The sequence below is a fragment of the Rhizobium sp. B230/85 genome, from assembly GCF_019355735.1.
Classification (GTDB): domain Bacteria; phylum Pseudomonadota; class Alphaproteobacteria; order Rhizobiales; family Rhizobiaceae; genus Rhizobium; species Rhizobium rhododendri.
On sequence record NZ_CP072157.1, the window covers coordinates 286,512 to 303,588 of the forward strand.

The following is a 17,077-nucleotide window of genomic DNA, read 5'->3' on the forward strand; positions in this document are numbered from 1 at the left end:
TCCGGTTGCGATTGGTACCAGAGGTTCGCGTTCCATCAAAGCGGCTGGGTTTGATCGGGCGAGCCGGAGGTTCGAAATCACACCTTGTTGGGGCAAATGACGGCGGCGAGTTATTCTCTTCGCACCCAACTTCATTCCCTGAACTGTGGTTCCTCTCTTGTCAGAGTCCGTTTAATCGACTCCAGATGCAATCTGGCTGATTCCGGATCGCCTTCTCGCATCTGTTGATAGGCGGCCTGCGCGATATCCGGAGCTACCGGCTCGACCTTCCGTCCGGTCGAGAGCGCCAGCGTTTGCACTTCACATGCTCGCTCCAGGTAATACAGGTCGTCCCATGCTTCAGCGATATTGGGCGCGCACACCATGACGCCATGATGCTTCATGAAGACAATATCGGCATCGCCGATTGCGCCGGCTATGCGGTCTCCCTCGCGGACGTCGAGGGCCAATCCGTTATAGGCGCTGTCGACCGCCGTTCTCCCGTAGAATTTCAATGCCGTCTGGCCTGCAAAAATCAGAGGGTCGCCTTCGGTCATGCAAAGCGCCGTCGCGTAGGGCATGTGGGTATGGAAAGCGGCTTTGGCCCGCGGGATATTCTTGTGGATTCGTGCATGAATGAAGAAGGCAGTAGCCTCAGGTGCGCCATTGCCGGAGATCACATTGCCATGGAAGTCACAGATGAGCAGCATCGATGCTGTCAGTTCATTGAAGGCAAACCCATACGGATTAACAATGAACAGGTCGTCGTAACCGGGTACGACAGCCGAGAAATGGTTGCATATGCCTTCCTCCATGTCATATCGCGCCGCCATTCTGAAGCAGGCCGCCAGATCGACGCGGGCGGCGCAGATTTCCTCGGTATCGAGGTCGGGTTGGTTCGGCCCACTATATGGCGACAGTGGAGGGTGATTGAGCGAGTTTGCCATATGGATGCTCCAGCCTTTTGGCCGAGAAGGCCCTAGTTCGAGATCTTGTCGAAGTACCTATGCTGTCGGATGCAGAGCAGGTGACGCCATCCGGGTCAGGCTGCCGCGGTCGCGATTGCGTTTTCGAGATCAGCCCAGAGCGTCTCGGTGCCTTCAAGCCCAACGTGCAGGCGAACGGACCGCGGATTGATGCCGAAAGTTTGGGCTGAGTTCGGTAGTGCTTTTTGCTGAAGGACGACTTCCGCCGGCACGACCAGACTTTCATGGCCGCCCCAACTGACGCCAAGCTTGAAATACTTGAGCGCATTGCAAAACATGCTGACATCGATGCTTTCCTTGAAAACAAGCGAAAACAGCCCTGATGTGCCCGTCAGACCGGCCGGCAAGCCCCCGGCTAAGGCGGGATGATAGACTTGCTCCACATGCGCATGCGCTTGCAACCGTTGGGCAATGGTGACTGCCGAGGACTCGTGCGCCTTCATGCGGATTGGCAAGGTGCGCAAGCCTCTGAGGATGAGCCACGCGTCGAACGGCGACAGCTTGCCTCCGAGATAGGGATAGGCTTCTGAACGGATACGCCCGACGAGTTCGCTGGAACCGGCAACGACACCGGCGACGACGTCGCTGTGGCCACCGAGATACTTGGAGGCCGAGTGAAGAACCAGATCCACTCCGAGCGATAACGGCTGCTGAAAGATCGGGGTGGCCCAGCTGTTGTCGATGACCGTCAGAACCCCGAATTCGCGGGCCTGCGCCGCGAGTGCGCCGACATCATGCGTTTCCATGATCCAGCTCGTCGGGCTTTCCATGTAAAACAGTTTGGCTCCAGGTAAAGCTTTGCGGACTGCGCTGAGGTCGCGCCCATCCACATAGTCCACCGCGACGTTCATGCGGGCCAGCAAGGTGCCGAAAAGCCGAAATGCATCGGGATAGATATGTCGCACTGCGACGATCCGGTCTCCGGGCTTGACGAAAGACAAGACCGTGGAGGCAATCGCCGCCATTCCACTGGCGAAACCGAGCGCGTCCTCGGCACCTTCCAGCTTTGCCAGCATGTCTTCGAAGGCACGAACCGTCGGGTTGAGGCCTCGCGTATAAACAGGACGGCTTAGCTCTCCGCGATATGTCGAGACCATTTCTTCATAGCTGGAGAATGTGAACAGCGAAGTCTGCACAATGGGCGGGACCACGGCATCGTAAGCGTGGGCCGCATCATGGGCGACGATGCGGGAAGCTTGCTGGAGAGTGCTATCCTCAAAATCCACGTGCATTTCCTTTGAAAGAACGCCAACGACGTTGCCGTCTGGGATGGTCGAACGGGCTCTACCGTTCGCGTATGAACTGCTTCCGCTCGCCGGCTGGAGGTGTTGTCTCCTCCCGCGACCGGAGATGATCCGATAATTTCTGCCCCTCGGTAAGGTTATGTTGCTCCGAGAGCGCCCCAGCCAGCTCCGGATTTTTGCCGAGGATGGCATCGACGATCGGTCTATGCTGCTCGATAATTTCGTGGCCGCTGGCGATCAGCGCGTCACTGGACCGGATTGATATCCGTATCTGCTGCTCGATAAGGCCATATTGCGCTATCAAACGATGATGTCCGGTCAGTTCTATGATGGCTTTGTGAAGGGCAAAGTCCGCAGCGGCAATCGCACTGCCGTTCGCCGTTTCACAGGCGGTGACGAGGCTTGCGAAGGCGGTCTGGACGACGTTCGTGCCACGATCGTCAATCGCTCTTGCGACGAGTTGGGCTGCGAGCCGCTCTACAGCCGATCGTAACGTGTAAAGTTCCCAGACATCGACGGAGGTCATGCTGATGACACTCCAGCCTGTGTAGGGAATGAGGGTCATCAGACCTTCTTTGGCAAGCTGGTGCAGAGCGCTGCGCAATGTCGCCCGGGACAGACCCATTTCTTCCGATAGCTGGAGCTCCGTGATGCGTTCGCCCGGCGCGATGCCACCATTGACGATGGCGTCGCGCAGGGCATCCGTTGCCTGCACCTCGATAGGCATCTTCACGATCGGCGAAATAGAACGCAGTGCCATCGAATTTGTCTCCTCCACGATCCCCGGTCTCAGTGACGCGAACGGGCTGATATGACTATCTCTTTCTTGCGACACCTGCCCCGGTGTTACAAGTTGGTTTCGGGCTTCACCCGGATTTGCAGCAATCCGTGTGCGGCGCGGATCAGTGCGCATTGTGTCGCGCTGTCGTAGACGACGCTTGCCGACGGGCCGTCCGTTTCGATGATTGGCTGGTTGCCGAAATGGAGCCGCGGAAGATATATTTCGCTGTCCGCCTCGATGTCACCGTTGACCTCGATCTCCGCATGGAAAACACGCTGGTCGGCGGCGAAAGACAGTCCAATCAGATTTCCCTGCGCAAAGCGCACGAAGGGGCGGCAGAAACCCTCGACGGCCCGACCGCCCGAGTTCGGATCCTCGGGATTTTCCCGTTGGTCAACTGAGTAGATCGAAAGATCCTCTTGGTTCCAGCCATCGCCGATCTCCAAGGCGTTGCGATTCGACGCCGTATAGTTCCACAGCGTGCCATGCAGCTTCAGTTCATCAAACGCTTCATATGTCAGCGTCAATGCATCGATGTGCTGCTGCCAGGGAGCGCTGCTTCGATCGCCTTTTTCCCAAGCTTGGTATGCGGCCGCGCCATCGAGGTCAAACGGGATACCGAATTCGCCAATCAGCGTTGGAGCGCCATCGGGCCCTAAAGTCTTGGACAGATCGGCGATGTCCTGCATTTGTTTCAAATAGCTGGCTTTGATCGCTTCGCGGCCATAAAGTATCTGGCGCGTGGTGAAGTCATAGGCTTGCTCGGCATTGAAGCTCTTGGTGTACAGCGTCGAGCTGTCGTACCAGTGGCTGGCATTTACCGAATGCGATGGCATGGTCTTAGGGAAGGGACCGCCGACATAGATGCTGTATGGCTCTAGTTCGGCAAACACTGCCCACGACGGATTGAAGGCCTGTATGGCCTCTGAAACCCCGTCGAAAAGCGGTGCATAGGCTTCTTCGGCGGCACTCACCGGGCGGATCTTGCTACCGCAGAAGAAATCTTCATCGATCGCGGTAACCTTGCCATCTTTCACCGTATAGGCGCCGGCAGCCTCGAACGGGCAGGCTTTTCCCGGCAGCCAGATCGATATGCCGTCGGGATTGATGATCTCCTCATCGCCGACCGAAAACGCACCTGTGTCAGGGTCGCGCAGGATGCGCGGAACCGATATCGGGATTCCCTGTGCGGCCAGCAGATTGTCGAGTGGCGACAGAGCCAGGCCGATGCGCGGGTTGGAGGGATTGTCGGCAGTGGGCCGCAAATGGCGATAGCTGATCTGCTTGCCGATCCAGCCGGGCACGGGCTCGTTCAACGTGTCGAAGCCCAACACGTTCGGGAAGTCGGCGACCCGCGCTGCGACCGCCTTCATGGCGCCGATGTAGTGCGACTGCAGGAAATCCTGAACGTTGACGCCGTCGATTAGAAAGTCCGGCGTAAAGAGCCGCCCCGTGAAGAACAGGGTCCACATGATGCCACCGGGCGAAAGCCGATGGTTGGAGCCCCAGGTCATCTGGGGATAACTGTCCTGCCGACCGCCCAGGGCGTAATCGTATTTCAGCTGCATGACGTGCGACAGGCCCGCCGGGTGGAACTGGGTGAAATCAAGTCCAACAGCTTCGAACACCCAGCCTGGAGCGCCACTACCGCCCGTCATGCGGCTCCAGGCATCTTCGTGAAAGTCGACAAAGACATACAGCCCGTATTCTCCGGCCTTGCGGCAAAGGGCTGTGAAATAATCCAGATAGGCCTCGTCATAGATGCCCGGGCCTTCATGCTCGACCGCTTCCCATGTGGTCAGCAGGCGAAGCACGTTGAACCCCCAGTGCCTCAACCTGCCAAGATGCTCGCCGGCGTCCTCCAGAGGAAAAGGCCGACCAATGAAGCTGACAGTCCGATGGTCGGAAAAATCTGACGGGTAATTGGTGCCACCGTGGGGATAGGGGAATTTGCAATCGCCACCAAGATTGACGCCCCTTAACAGAGCTTCTCGGCCTGCGCTATCGCGAAAGGAGGCGCCGCGGACTGTAAGAGGCAGTAGCTTCATAATTCTATCCTGCTTGCTGTTTCAGTGGCGGGCCCGGCGTGGTGAGGCCCGCTAGCAAATGCATAAGCGGATTTATAAATATGCGCAAGATTGTCGATTGACAATTGTCGCCAATCGTCTTTACAAAGTTTTCAGATGTCCTGGAGACCCCTGGCCATCAAGCATGCTTAGATCATACTAATAAAAAGGGATTGCATGAAACGGTTAATTCTTGTGGCCGCAATGTCGTTGTTGGCCAGCACCGCGTTCGCGGATACGAAGCTTAAGATTGTTGAAGTCCTGACAAGTCCGGAACGGACCGTCACATTGAAGTCCATCGTCTCGAAGTTCGAGGCGGCCAACCCGGGAACGACAGTCGAGATCACCTCGCTGCCCTGGAGTGAAGCATTCCAGAAGTTTGCGACCATGGTTTCGGCAGGCGATGTGCCGGACATCGTCGAAATGCCTGACAATTGGCTGTCGCTTTACGCAAACAACGGCCAGCTCGAGAACCTTGAGCCATACCTTGCCAAGTGGCAGTACACGTCCGATCTCACCGAACAGGCGCTTGCACTGGGCCGCGATGTCAAGAACACCGCCTACACGCTGCCATACGGCCTTTATCTGCGGGCGATGTTCTACAACAAGAAGCTTTTCGCTCAGGCGGGTGTGAGCGAGCCGCCGAAGACCATGGATGAGTTCCTCGACGTCTCCAAGAAGATTGTCGAGAAGACCGGCAAGTCCGGCTATTGCCTGCGTGGCGGTCCTGGCGGCCTCAACGGCTGGATGATGTTTGGTGCCTCCAACGCCGGCTCATCCGATTTCTTCACGAAGGATGGCGTCTCGACGTTGAACGATGCAGGCTGGAAAAAGGGCCTGAATTTCCTCGTCGATTACTACAAGAAGGGTCTTGCTCCGAAGGACAGCGTCAATTGGGGTTTCAACGAAGTCGTCGCCGGCTTCTATTCCGGCACCTGCGCGATGCTGGACCAGGATCCGGACGCTCTCATCGCAATCGCGGATCGAATGAAGCCTGAGGATTTCGGCGTGACTTCCATGCCAAAGGGTTCAGACGGCAAGGCTTTCCCGACGATCGGTTACGTCGGCTGGTCGATGATGGCCAAAAGCGAGAACAAGGATTTCGCCTGGAAGCTGCTCTCCACGCTTGAAGGCCCAGAGGGCAACATGGAGTGGAACAAGCGGGTCGGCACTCTGCCGGTTTTGAAGTCGGCCCAGAAGGATCCCTTCTATGCTTCGCCCCAGTTCAAGGGCTGGTTCGACGAGCTTGCAGACCCGAACATGACGCCGATGCGGATGCCCACGTATTTGCAGGAGTTTGCCTACTTCAAGGACGTGCTGACGCTCAAGACGTCGCAGCAAGCCTTGCTTGGCGAAATCTCTGGTGATGCGATGGCAGATCAGTGGGCGGACTACATGACCAAAGCCGAGAAGAAGTTCCTGTCCACTAAATAAGCTCGATGATCGACCATGAATGGGGACAGGGCACACGTACTTGCCTTGGTTCCGTTCCGGCTCCAAAGTCGTGGCGGCAAGGCGGCGGCGCACTCCCAGCGCAGCACCCAGCCGCCACGATGAGGATGCCATTCAGAAAGGTTATCCGCATGACGTCCCAGTTCTCGAACGGTCGAACGCCGCCATTGTCCATGCGGCTGAGCCGTATGATAGAGCCATATCTCTACACCGCACCATCAGTGTTGCTGATTATCGCGCTCATCCTGGTTCCTCTCGCACTTGGCGTTTCCTACGCCTTTCAGGACGTGCAGATCCTCAATCCGTTTTCCGGCGGCTACATAGGGCTCCAACACTTCAGTGAAATTCTTGGAGACAAGATCTTCTATGGGGCTCTGTTCAATACGATCTGGTGGACGGCGGCCTCCGTCGTTCTGCAGTTTATGTTCGGACTCTTTCTGGCGCTTCTGCTCGACAAGCCATTTTTCGGCCGTGGCCTTGCCCAGGCCCTGATTTTCCTGCCCTGGGCCGTTCCTTCGCTGCTGATGGGCCTGACCTGGGCATGGCTGTTCAATCCGGTGGTCGGCCCGCTGCCGCACTGGATGAGCGCGCTGGGCCTGCTGTCGGAACCCAAGAACATCCTTTCCGATCCGGCGACCGCAATGTGGGGACCGATCATCGCCAACGTTTGGGGCGGGATACCCTTCTTCGCGATAACCTTGCTTGCCGCCCTCCAGTCCATTCCTCGCGATCTCTATGAGGCCGCCGCCATCGATGGCGCTTCGCCGATCCAGAGGTTTTTCTCGATCACCGTGCCGTTCCTGGCACCCACCATTCTGATCACCGTGCTTCTTCGAACGATCTGGGTCGCGAACTTCGCCGATCTGATCGTCGTCATGACAAATGGCGGACCGGCTGACCACACACAAATCCTGTCGAGCTACATCTTCACCATCGCGTTCAAACAGCTGGATTTTGGTTACGCCTCAGCCGTCGCGGTGGTGCTGGTGCTGCTGCTGTTCATCTACGCCGCACTGATCATGGTGTTGCGGAAGAGCTTGTTGAAAGGTCACTGACAATGAAGACACCCAAGCTCCTCCTCACCCTCCTGCACAGGCTGGCGCTCCTGCCGTACCTGATCTTCGCCCTGTTTCCGATCTACTGGCTTATCAAGGTCTCGGTCACGCCGACCAACCTCCTTTATTCCGAAGGCGTTCGTTTGTGGCCCTCTCGGGCAACGTTCGAGCACTACGCCTATGTGCTGACCAACAGCGATTTCCCGATCTTCTTCAAAAACAGCCTTATCGTATCGCTGGGGACGGCATTTGTGGTTACCGTCCTCGCGTCACTTGCGGGCTACGCAATGTCGCGCTTCACCTTTCGAGGCAAAGCCGCCATGCTCGCCCTGATGCTGCTGACCCAGATGTTTCCCCTGGCTATGCTGATTGCTCCGATCTTCAAGATGTATTCGACGCTGGGCCTAACTAACAGTCTTTTTGGCCTTATCATTGTCTACAGCGCTTTCAACATTCCCTTCGCCACCTTCCTGATGCAGTCCTTCTTCGACGGCGTGCCGCAGGATCTGGAGGAAGCCGCGATGATCGATGGTGCGACGCGCTTCACGGCATTCCGTCACATCATCCTGCCGCTAACCTTGCCGGGGATCGCCGCGACCCTGGGCTTCGTCTTCACGGCTGCCTGGAGCGAGTTGCTGCTCGCCCTGATGCTCATCTCGCAAGGGTCGGTATCGACATTCCCGGTCGGCCTCCTGACCTTCGTGTCAAAGTTCTCGGTGGACTTCGGCCAGATGATGGCTGCCTCCGTGATGGCACTCGTTCCGGTCGGGATCTTCTTCTTCGCCATTCAACGCTTCCTCGTCCAGGGCCTTACTGCAGGCGCCGTCAAAGGCTGAAAGAATTAGAACATGTCATCCATCACCATCGACGCCGTCCGTAAATCGTACGGCCACCACACTGTCCTTCACGAAATCAACCTTTCCATCGAGAATGGCGAGTTCATCGTGCTTGTCGGTCCTTCCGGCTGTGGCAAATCCACCTTGCTGCGGATGATCGCCGGGCTGGAGGATGTCTCCGATGGAGAGATCAAGATCGGCGGCACGCGCGTCAATGATCTTGCACCCAAGAGCCGCAACATAGCCATGGTTTTCCAGTCCTATGCGCTTTATCCGCATATGTCGGTCGCCGACAACATGAGCTACAGCCTGAAGCTGCGCAAGCGCCCGAAGGACGCGATCGCCCAGGCTGTCGCCGGCGCGGCCGAAGTCCTTGGCCTGACGGCACTTCTGGATCGTCGGCCCAAGGCACTGTCAGGCGGCCAAAGACAGCGCGTCGCCATGGGAAGAGCGATCGTCCGTGATCCGGCGGCCTTTCTGTTCGACGAGCCGCTTTCGAACCTTGACGCGCGCCTGCGCGAACAGATGCGGTCGGAAATCAAGCGCCTTCACAAGGAGTTGAAGGCAACGTCCGTCTACGTCACCCACGACCAGATCGAGGCAATGACGCTGGCCGATCGCATCGTGGCGATGAACGAGGGCAGGGTGCAGCAGGTCGGCAGCCCTCTCGATCTTTACCGGCGGCCCGCCAACCTGTTCGTCGCCAGCTTCATCGGATCGCCAGGCATGAATTTCATGGACGCGACCTACTCGTTGAATGACGGCGGTTGCGTCGTCCTCAAGGACGGAACGGCGCTGCCAATTCAAAAGCCATTGCCGCTTCCGGCCGGCTCGAAACTCACGGTCGGCATCCGGCCTGAAAGCGTTATCCTCGACCCTGAGGCCAGCCTCGAGGTGGATGTTGATCTTGTCGAACCGACCGGCCTCGGTTTCATCCTTCACCTGAAGCTCCACGATGTGCCGTTCAAAATCTTCACTCAGAACGAGATGGTCCTGGCAGCACCATCCAAGCTGCGCGTCAAACTGCCCGCAGCGCATCTTCATTTCTTCGGAGCGGATGGTCAGCGTATCGACTAGCCACGGTCCATCTCGAGATAGCGACAGCGGATTGTGAGCCGAACACGGCGAACGCCTCTATCTCAGCCTCGAACGAGCACTCTGCAAGCAAACCCATACGGTCTGAAATTGGCGACAATCGACATTGGCCAATTTCTATAGAATGGGTGGGCTCAGGCACCTCAACCAGACAAAGCGGATTCGTCATGAAAAAAATCAGGAACTCTGAGGAGGTATGTTCGCGAGGTGACGTCGCCTCAAGGCGGATCGTCCTCGAGATCGCCGACCGAACACTGGATCGGCTCGACAGCTACAAGCGCATGCGGGCGATCATGCGCATGGAGGGCAGTGTCCTCCACATCGGCGCCGCCTCGTGGGACCTTTCTAAAAAGCGGAACGTCTATCTATTCGGTGCCGGCAAGGCTTGCAATCACATGGCCATGGCCGTCGATCATGTACTCGGCGACCACCTGACCAAGGGAATCGCGATCGTCAAGGTCGCGGAAGAGGCAGACCGCTTTCATCGCACCGAAGTTTTTATCGGCGGCCACCCGCTGCCCAACGAAGAGGGTCACCGGGCATCGCGCAAGATCATCGAGATCATTGATCAGGCCGGGCCTGACGACCTCTTCCTCTGCGTCATCAGTGGCGGAAGCTCCGCATTGATGTCCTGCCCGATCGATGGCATTTCGCTGCAGGACGAGATCGATGCCACCGATGTTCTTCTGAAATCGGGCGCCGGAATCTATGAGATCAATGCTGTTCGCCGTCACATATCAGCGCTGAACGGCGGCATGCTTGCCAAGCGCATCCAGGACGTCGGCGCCGAACTTATTGGCTTCGGTATCAGCGATGCGGTCGGCAATCCGGCGACGGCCGACATATCTGTCCCCTACGCCGCCTACAAGAGCACGCCGATCGGACCGGATGCGACGACGCTGGACGATGCCCGCGCCACCATCAACAACCGCAATCTGGCCGATCGCCTGCCGAAAACGATCGTCAATCATCTGATGAATGCCGGGCCGGAAGCAGAGACGCCCAAGGCGTTTCCGGACAACACCTATTTCCTGCTGAACACGCTCCCCGATTCCTGCATCTACGCCAAGGAAATCTGCGACGAGATGGGCATTCCGGCGATGATCGTCTCGTCCTTCCTCGAAGGCGAGGCACGCGATGCCGGAACCTTCTTTGCCGCGATGGCGCGCGAAATCCAAACCTATGGCAATCCGATCAAGGCGCCATGCGTGTTGCTGAGTTCAGGCGAGGTGACGACGCTGATCGAAGACAGCTCGCTGATCCGAGGCCATGGTGGCCCCGGCCAGGAGATGGCCGTCAGCTTCGCCATCACCGCGGCAAAGACGCAGGGCGCCTGCCTCCTGTCCATCGACAGCGAGGGCACGGATGGCACGACGAAGGTGGCCGGCGGGATTGCTGATTCGACCACAATGGGCGCCGCGGCGGCCAAAGGCATCAACCTCTTCCACAGTCTTCGCGAGCACAGCTGCTTCGAAGCGCTGCAGCCGGTCTCGTCGGCCGTCTTCACCGGCAATACCGGCACCAATTTGTGCGATCTCACGATCATGTACGTTCCGGAAGCAAAGGGTCAGAACTAAAATGGAAGACAAGATCGTTTCCCTTCACGCCCAACAGATCATCGACTGCAAATGCCGTCCGGCCATCGAAATCGAGGTCCGGACGGAAAGTGGGTCCATAGGGCTCGGCGCCGCGCCGACAGGCACTTCCGTCGGCATGCACGAGGCATTCGTGCTACGCGACGGCGACCCGACCTCCTATAAGGGACTGGGCGTTCACAACGCGGTCGAGAAGGCGCTGGAGATTATTCGTCCCGCCCTGATCGGCATGAACGTCTTCCACCAGCGCGCGATTGACGAGACTATGATTTCGCTGGACGGCACGCCGGACAAGCACAATCTCGGCGGCAATACGATCTACTCCGCATCGATCGCCGTGTTCCGGGCGGCGGCGGCGTCGCGCGGCATGCCTCTTTACCGGCATATTGCCGGTGGCGACCTCAAGACCGTACCTGTGCCTTGCTTCAACGTCATCAACGGCGGCCGCTATGAGAACATGGTGCAGCCGTTCAACGAATTTATGATCGTGCCATACGGCACTGACAGCATCGACACGTCGATCGAGATGGCGGTGGCGATCTTCCACAAGCTCGCCGATATTCTCACGGACTATCTTGGCCACATGCCTCAGGTGGCAAGCTCCTATGGCTACGCCGCGCCCTCCGACGATCCAGCGATCGTCCTTTCGCTAATGAAGAAGGCCATCGATGCCTGCGGTTATGCCGGTCGCGTCGCGTTTGCTCTCGATTGCGCCTCCAGCGAAATGTACGACAAGAATAGCGACACCTACCTGCTCAAGGGCGAACGTGTTTCGGCCGATGCGTTGATCGCCTACGTCAAGGGCCTGACAGAAACCTTCGATTTCGTCTTCATCGAGGACCTTCTCGATGAAAACGATTGGGACGGCTATAGTCGTGCCGTCAAGGCGCTGCCGCGCACGCTGGTCCTCGGCGACGACCTGACTGTGACAAGCCTGCCGCTGCTACGCCGTGCCCATCAGACGCGCGCCGTCGAGGGATTTATCCTCAAGCCGAACCAAGTCGGTACCATCACGGAAGCCATGGATGCTTACCGCTTCGCTACAGATCACGGGATGATTGCCGTGCCGTCGGGCCGCTCGGGCGGTGTCGTTGACGACGTGGTCATGGACTTTTCCGTTGGCCTGCAGGTGCCGTTCCAGAAGAACGGCGCGCCGCGCTCTGGCGAACGCATCGAAAAGCTCAACTTCCTGATGCGCGCCAATGCCCGCAGTCCCGGCTGCCGGCTCTTCGACATCTCCCCGCTTCTCCGCTTTGCAAAAGCGTCAAGTTCAAACCTTCAGACAGCAAGCGCTTAACTCCGAGTTCAAGGCAATAACATGTATCCCAGAATTGATTTTCTCTATCTTTCCGAACCTGACATGATCGAAGCTGGCGTTCTCAACGCGGCAGAATGCGTTCGCGTCTGCGAAGAGACCTTCAGCCTGCTGGGTGAAGGCGACTACCTCATGGGTGGTGCCAATCACAACAGTCACGGCCTGAATATCATGTTTCCGAAGCAGACACGTTTCCCAAACATGCCGGTAGCCGGCCCCGACCGCCGCTTCGCTGCCATGCCAGGCTATCTCGGTGGACGCTTCGATGTCTGCGGTAACAAATGGTACGGCTCCAACCATGCGAATGCCGGCAAGGGATTGCCGCGCTCGATTCTGACGATGATGCTCAATGACAAGGAAACGGGCGCACCGCTCGCGCTGATGTCGGCAAACCTTCTAAGCGCGGCCAGGACCGGCGGCGTGCCGGGCGTCGCCGCAAAGCATCTAGCAAATCCGAATTCTAAGGTCGCTTCGGTTGTCGGCTGTGGCCCTATCAACAAGGCCTGCTTCGTTGCAATGATGACTCAGATGAAGTCGATCGAGAAGGTTATCTGTTTCGACCTCTTCCTCGAAAGGGCCAACGAGTTTGCCAGCTGGGTAAGTCAGCAATATGGGATACCAGCCATCGGAGTTGACAATGCGGAGGCCGGTTTCCGCGACGCGGATGTCATTACGGTCGCGGCCTCTCGCCTCAAACCGCTATTCTTTGAAGACAGGTGGATCAAGAAGGGAGCAACAATCCTCGTTTCTGGCCCAGTCAACACTGACGAATCTTTCCTGACCAGTTGCAAGATTGTATACGATCATACCCCTCTCCATGAGGCCTACGTCGAAGACGCGATCGGATCAGGCGACAAGGAGGCCTACTATAGCGGGGTCATCGGCGGCCCATTCTATCGCCTAATAGACGCCGCTAAGCTGCCACAGCTACATGAGTCCACAGGAATGGGTGATGTCGTAAACGGCCAAAAGTCCGGACGCGAAGCGGCGGACGATCGCATTATTTTCATCGCCTGCGGCATGGCTGTATTCGATATTAGCTGGGGGTACGAGCTTTACGAAAATGCGATGAGGAGAGACATTGGCCAGTCGCTGAATCTTTGGGAACAACCAAAACAAGGCTGAGCCCTTGACGCGCTTAAAGTCTTAATAGTTACGATAGGTCGTCGCCACGCCTATTCATCCACTCATGCTTCTGTTGCCGGTGGCGGCAGAAGCATGAGTTGCCATGCACCTGCTTGATTTTGTCTGGTCTGCTACAATCTTGGCACCAGAAGTTGCAATCCCCTCAAGTCGCACACTAATCGGGTCGCCATCACATTTCTTGGGTGAGGTGCCGCAGGTTCGAATCCAATCAAGCGCAAGTGAGTTGGATGCCCGAGCGTATCCGGATACATTGGCGAATGCGTGATTGATGCAGCGTATTTCCGAGCAAAGTTATTGAACACCAGTCTTTCCGCCGTCAACTAGCTCGCCCGGCGAGAAGGTCACCTGCTCTTCTCGGTATCATAGAGAACGAGAAAAACGATAGGGCTGAGAAAACAGCAACGATAACGAAAGATTTTGAGAACGCTGAACCAGTCAGACCGCCTGACTGGTCGGAGAAAATGCTGAGCATTGCTGCGGCGCCTGCCACGCCCATGCTTTGAGCCAACCGCTGTGCCATCTGTGATAATGTTGTGGCGTGACTCATCTCGGACGATTCGACATCTGCAAAAGCCAGGGTGTTGATGCTTGAGAACTGCAATGCCCGGAACACGCCCCCGAGCAGAATGACGAGCATCATCAACGCTGGTGCGGTCATTGGCGTGAAAAGAGCACAAAGACCTATGGAGGCGCTGGCAATGATTGCATTCCAGCACAGAACTCTGCGAAAGCCGAAACGGTGCAAGATGCGCTTCGTGATTGTTCGCATGCCAAAGGCGCCTATGGCCGATACGAACGTGACAACGCCCGATTGCAGCGGGCTGTAACCAAATACCTCCTGCATCATGAGAGGTAACATGAAAGGTATTGCCCCAAAGCCCATACGGAACAGCGAGCCTCCCAACAGGCTAGATCGGAACGTTGGATAGCGAAACAGCGTCAGATCGAGGATGGGATCCCTTCGGTTTCGGGCATAAAGCATGTATGCGACGAGCAACAGCATGCCTACGGCTGCAAGCAGAAGCGAGGCGAAACCCCTACCGTCAGAGAAAAGATCAAAGCCGAGGATGACGGCCCCGATGCCGCAGCCTGAAAGGACAAATCCGATAAAATCGAATGGCTTCCGATCGCCAAGTGGAATGGTTTCGATAAACAGCCACGTTAGCAGTATCCCGAGAATGCCAAAGGGAAGATTGATCCAGAATATCCAGCGCCAGGAACTGATACTGACGATAAATCCCCCGATGAGTGGACCGATGGTCGGCCCTATGACAGCAGGCATGCTCATCAACAGCATGGCAGAAACCAATTCGGTGCGCGGCACTGATCTCACGATGATGAGGCGAGCTGTTGGCAGCATGAGCGCGCCACCGAAACCTTGAATCAGCCGCGCGATTACCAATGTCGTCAGGCTGCTCGTTGCCGCGCACAGCAACGAAGCGAGCGTGAAGATACCGATGGCGGCAATGAACAGCTGTCTGGCGCCAAAGCGATCCGCGAGCCAGCCACTGATCGGCAGAAAGATGCCGAGCGCCAGCAGATAAACGGTAATCGTCGAGTGAAGACTGAGCGCGGAAACATTCAGAGCTTTGGCCATCGACGGCAATGCGGTGGTGATTGCCGTCGAATCGACCTGTTGCATAATGATGGCACACGCCACGATCAGCGGCACAAATTTTCGTGTTTCCAATGTCTTATTTCCCGCCGGATGATTTAATCGCCATCTGCATCATGTTCCGAGCGCGGCATTCCGTATTTGCGTCAGGGAACGATTGGCCGTCAATGCATCGGGATCGACCTTGACGTGAATGAGCGCAACCCGCCCGGCCGCCTCGGCCCGCTGGAAAGCAGCGGTGAAATCCTCGGTCCGCTCGACATATTCCGCGTGCGCGCCGTAAGCCCTAGCAAGCAGCACGAAGTCGGGGTTGACGAGATCCGTCGCCATCGGCCGCGAGGGAAATCGGCTCTCCTGATGCATGCGGATCGTTCCAAGCATGCCGTTGTCCACCACAACGAAGATGGGCGCGATCTTGTACTGAATGGCGGTCGCCAGTTCCTGACCGGTCATCATGAAATCACCGTCGCCGGCGATGCAGACGACCTGGCGGTCGGCGAAGCGCAGCTTGGCTGCAACGGCAGCAGGAACGCCATATCCCATGGAGCCGCTTGTCGGCGCCAATTGCGTGCCGATACGCCGGTGGCGATGGAAGCGGTGAAGCCAGGCCGAAAAATTGCCGGCGCCGTTTGTCAGGATGGCGTCCTCTCCGAGGTAATCCCGCAGCCACAGGATTGCCTCGCCGAGATTGAACGCGCCCGGGACCGGCTTTGGAAGCTGCCACGCTTCGTACTGGCTTCGCGCCGCTGCAGTGCGCTCTGGCCAAGTGTTATGTTTCAGAAGCGGCAAGGCTGAAAGCATCGACGAAAAGCCTTGCGGCGTAGCGTTGATTGACAGATCGGGCGCGTACACCCGACCGAGTTCGTCGGCCGAGGCGTGAATGTGAATGAGTTTCTGACGGGGCGAGGGCACGTCGAGCATCGCATATCCGCTGGACGCAACTTCCCCCATTCGCGTTCCCAACAGGATGACAAGGTCTGCGTCATCAATAGTCTTGCGCAAGGCGGGGTTCACGCCGAGGCCGATCTCGCCGATATAGCAGGGGTGATCGTTGTCGAACTTATCCTGGCGCCGGAAAGCCGCGATGACAGGAAGCGCATTCCGTTCGGCGAACTCCTCAACGGCACGTTTGGCGGGTTCGCTCCACCGACTGCCGCCAATGACAATCACGGGCTTTTCCGCAGCGGAAATCATCCCGGAAAAATCCTGCATCTGGGCAACGGATGGTGATATCTCAAAGGGGCGTACGCGCTTGGTCGCCGGCTGGGGTGCTTCCGCAACTAGCATGTCTTCCGGCAACGCCAAGACGACCGGGCCGGGGCGGCCGGACGTCGCCACGGCAAAAGCGCGCCCAACGAATTCATGAACTCTGTCTGCGTGGTCGATCTGCGCCACCCATTTGGCCATCTGGCCAAACATCCGCCGGTAGTCGATCTCCTGAAAGCCTTCGCGCTCCATGACGTCATTGCCGACCTGACCGATGAACAGAATAAGCGGCGTGGAATCCTGAAAGGCCACGTGGACGCCTGCACTGGCATTGGTCGCTCCCGGCCCGCGCGTTACCATGCAAATCCCGGGCCGGCCGGTCAGTTTTCCATCCGCCTCGGCCATCATTGCAGCACCGCCTTCATGCCGGCAGGTGATGGTCTGGATGACATCCTGCACATCCGCCAAACCGTCCAGCACGCCAAGATAGCTTTCACCGGGCACACAGAAAACCCTGTCAACACCTTGCGTTACCAGTGCGTTCACCAGCAGTCGCGCTCCGGTCATCGTGTTCTGGCGCAGTTCCATGGAATTCAGCTCCTTGGGAATTGGAAAGTGGCGGCCATTGGAGCGGCCAATCAGACAGTGATGCGGGGCATCCCTCGTCAGGAACGCCCCGCCGTGAGCCAGTCCGTCAAGACAAGGC

At 57.6% G+C, this 17,077-nt stretch carries 13 protein-coding genes; 7 read left to right on the forward strand and 6 right to left on the reverse strand.

The window, feature by feature from the left end; translation table 11 throughout:
* Positions 1 to 131: 131 nt before the first annotated feature.
* The 4 genes from J5289_RS19510 to J5289_RS19525 all read right to left on the reverse strand — a co-directional run bounded on the left by J5289_RS19510 (position 132) and on the right by J5289_RS19525 (position 5,038).
* Complete coding sequence (locus J5289_RS19510; RefSeq protein ID WP_209188236.1) at positions 132 to 926, reverse strand: aldolase; 795 nt, start codon at positions 924 to 926, stop codon at positions 132 to 134.
* 95 nt (positions 927 to 1,021) lie between these two features.
* On the reverse strand, positions 1,022 to 2,191 hold the full coding sequence (locus J5289_RS19515) for a PLP-dependent transferase (RefSeq protein ID WP_257623451.1): 1,170 nt from the start codon (positions 2,189 to 2,191) through the stop codon (positions 1,022 to 1,024).
* A gap of 58 nt (positions 2,192 to 2,249) precedes the next feature.
* Positions 2,250 to 2,969 carry a GntR family transcriptional regulator gene (locus tag J5289_RS19520; protein ID WP_209186732.1) on the reverse strand — a complete coding sequence of 240 codons (720 nt, stop codon included), beginning with the start codon at positions 2,967 to 2,969 and terminating at the stop codon, positions 2,250 to 2,252.
* A gap of 86 nt (positions 2,970 to 3,055) precedes the next feature.
* Positions 3,056 to 5,038, reverse strand: coding sequence for a cellulase family glycosylhydrolase (locus tag J5289_RS19525; RefSeq protein ID WP_209207555.1), 1,983 nt, complete (start codon positions 5,036 to 5,038; stop codon positions 3,056 to 3,058).
* A 195-nt stretch (positions 5,039 to 5,233) separates the two neighbouring features.
* On the opposite strand from J5289_RS19525, the gene J5289_RS19530 reads away from it, so the two are divergent.
* The 7 genes from J5289_RS19530 (at position 5,234) to J5289_RS19560 (ending at position 13,529) form a co-directional block, all read left to right on the forward strand.
* The gene (locus J5289_RS19530) at positions 5,234 to 6,490 is read left to right on the forward strand and encodes a sugar ABC transporter substrate-binding protein (RefSeq protein ID WP_209186730.1); all 1,257 of its coding nucleotides are present in this window, start codon (positions 5,234 to 5,236) and stop codon (positions 6,488 to 6,490) included.
* A 149-nt stretch (positions 6,491 to 6,639) separates the two neighbouring features.
* Complete coding sequence (locus J5289_RS19535; protein ID WP_209186729.1) at positions 6,640 to 7,563, forward strand: carbohydrate ABC transporter permease; 924 nt, start codon at positions 6,640 to 6,642, stop codon at positions 7,561 to 7,563.
* A gap of 2 nt (positions 7,564 to 7,565) precedes the next feature.
* On the forward strand, positions 7,566 to 8,399 hold the full coding sequence (locus J5289_RS19540) for a carbohydrate ABC transporter permease (protein ID WP_209186728.1): 834 nt from the start codon (positions 7,566 to 7,568) through the stop codon (positions 8,397 to 8,399).
* Positions 8,400 to 8,411: 12 nt separating this feature from the next.
* Entirely contained in the window at positions 8,412 to 9,476 is a 1,065-nt protein-coding gene (locus tag J5289_RS19545; RefSeq protein ID WP_209186727.1) for an ABC transporter ATP-binding protein, read from the forward strand.
* Positions 9,477 to 9,661: 185 nt separating this feature from the next.
* The gene (locus J5289_RS19550) at positions 9,662 to 11,071 is read left to right on the forward strand and encodes a glycerate kinase (protein WP_209186726.1); all 1,410 of its coding nucleotides are present in this window, start codon (positions 9,662 to 9,664) and stop codon (positions 11,069 to 11,071) included.
* Position 11,072: 1 nt separating this feature from the next.
* Entirely contained in the window at positions 11,073 to 12,386 is a 1,314-nt protein-coding gene (locus J5289_RS19555; protein WP_209186725.1) for an enolase, read from the forward strand.
* Between the two features lie 21 nt (positions 12,387 to 12,407).
* Entirely contained in the window at positions 12,408 to 13,529 is a 1,122-nt protein-coding gene (locus tag J5289_RS19560) for a tyramine oxidase subunit B (RefSeq protein ID WP_209186724.1), read from the forward strand.
* Between the two features lie 337 nt (positions 13,530 to 13,866).
* Here the strand turns inward: J5289_RS19560 and J5289_RS19565 are convergent, their stop codons facing one another.
* Positions 13,867 to 15,240 (reverse strand): DHA2 family efflux MFS transporter permease subunit, encoded by a 1,374-nt coding sequence (locus J5289_RS19565; protein WP_209207554.1) that lies wholly within the window; start codon positions 15,238 to 15,240, stop codon positions 13,867 to 13,869.
* Between the two features lie 39 nt (positions 15,241 to 15,279).
* Entirely contained in the window at positions 15,280 to 16,959 is a 1,680-nt protein-coding gene (locus J5289_RS19570) for a thiamine pyrophosphate-binding protein (protein ID WP_209186722.1), read from the reverse strand.
* Positions 16,960 to 17,077: the final 118 nt, after the last annotated feature.

What these genes read in the sequence shown, in the direction of transcription:
- J5289_RS19510 (WP_209188236.1), bottom strand. Translation starts at nt 926, where the DNA reads ATGGCAAACTCGCTCAATCACCCTCCACTGTCGCCATATAGTGGGCCG.
- J5289_RS19570 (WP_209186722.1), bottom strand. Translation starts at nt 16,959, where the DNA reads ATGGAACTGCGCCAGAACACGATGACCGGAGCGCGACTGCTGGTGAAC.
- J5289_RS19535 (WP_209186729.1), top strand. Translation starts at nt 6,640, where the DNA reads ATGACGTCCCAGTTCTCGAACGGTCGAACGCCGCCATTGTCCATGCGG.
- J5289_RS19540 (WP_209186728.1), top strand. Translation starts at nt 7,566, where the DNA reads ATGAAGACACCCAAGCTCCTCCTCACCCTCCTGCACAGGCTGGCGCTC.
- J5289_RS19525 (WP_209207555.1), bottom strand. Translation starts at nt 5,038, where the DNA reads ATGAAGCTACTGCCTCTTACAGTCCGCGGCGCCTCCTTTCGCGATAGC.
- J5289_RS19560 (WP_209186724.1), top strand. Translation starts at nt 12,408, where the DNA reads ATGTATCCCAGAATTGATTTTCTCTATCTTTCCGAACCTGACATGATC.
- J5289_RS19530 (WP_209186730.1), top strand. Translation starts at nt 5,234, where the DNA reads ATGAAACGGTTAATTCTTGTGGCCGCAATGTCGTTGTTGGCCAGCACC.
- J5289_RS19550 (WP_209186726.1), top strand. Translation starts at nt 9,662, where the DNA reads ATGAAAAAAATCAGGAACTCTGAGGAGGTATGTTCGCGAGGTGACGTC.
- J5289_RS19555 (WP_209186725.1), top strand. Translation starts at nt 11,073, where the DNA reads ATGGAAGACAAGATCGTTTCCCTTCACGCCCAACAGATCATCGACTGC.
- J5289_RS19520 (WP_209186732.1), bottom strand. Translation starts at nt 2,969, where the DNA reads ATGGCACTGCGTTCTATTTCGCCGATCGTGAAGATGCCTATCGAGGTG.
- J5289_RS19545 (WP_209186727.1), top strand. Translation starts at nt 8,412, where the DNA reads ATGTCATCCATCACCATCGACGCCGTCCGTAAATCGTACGGCCACCAC.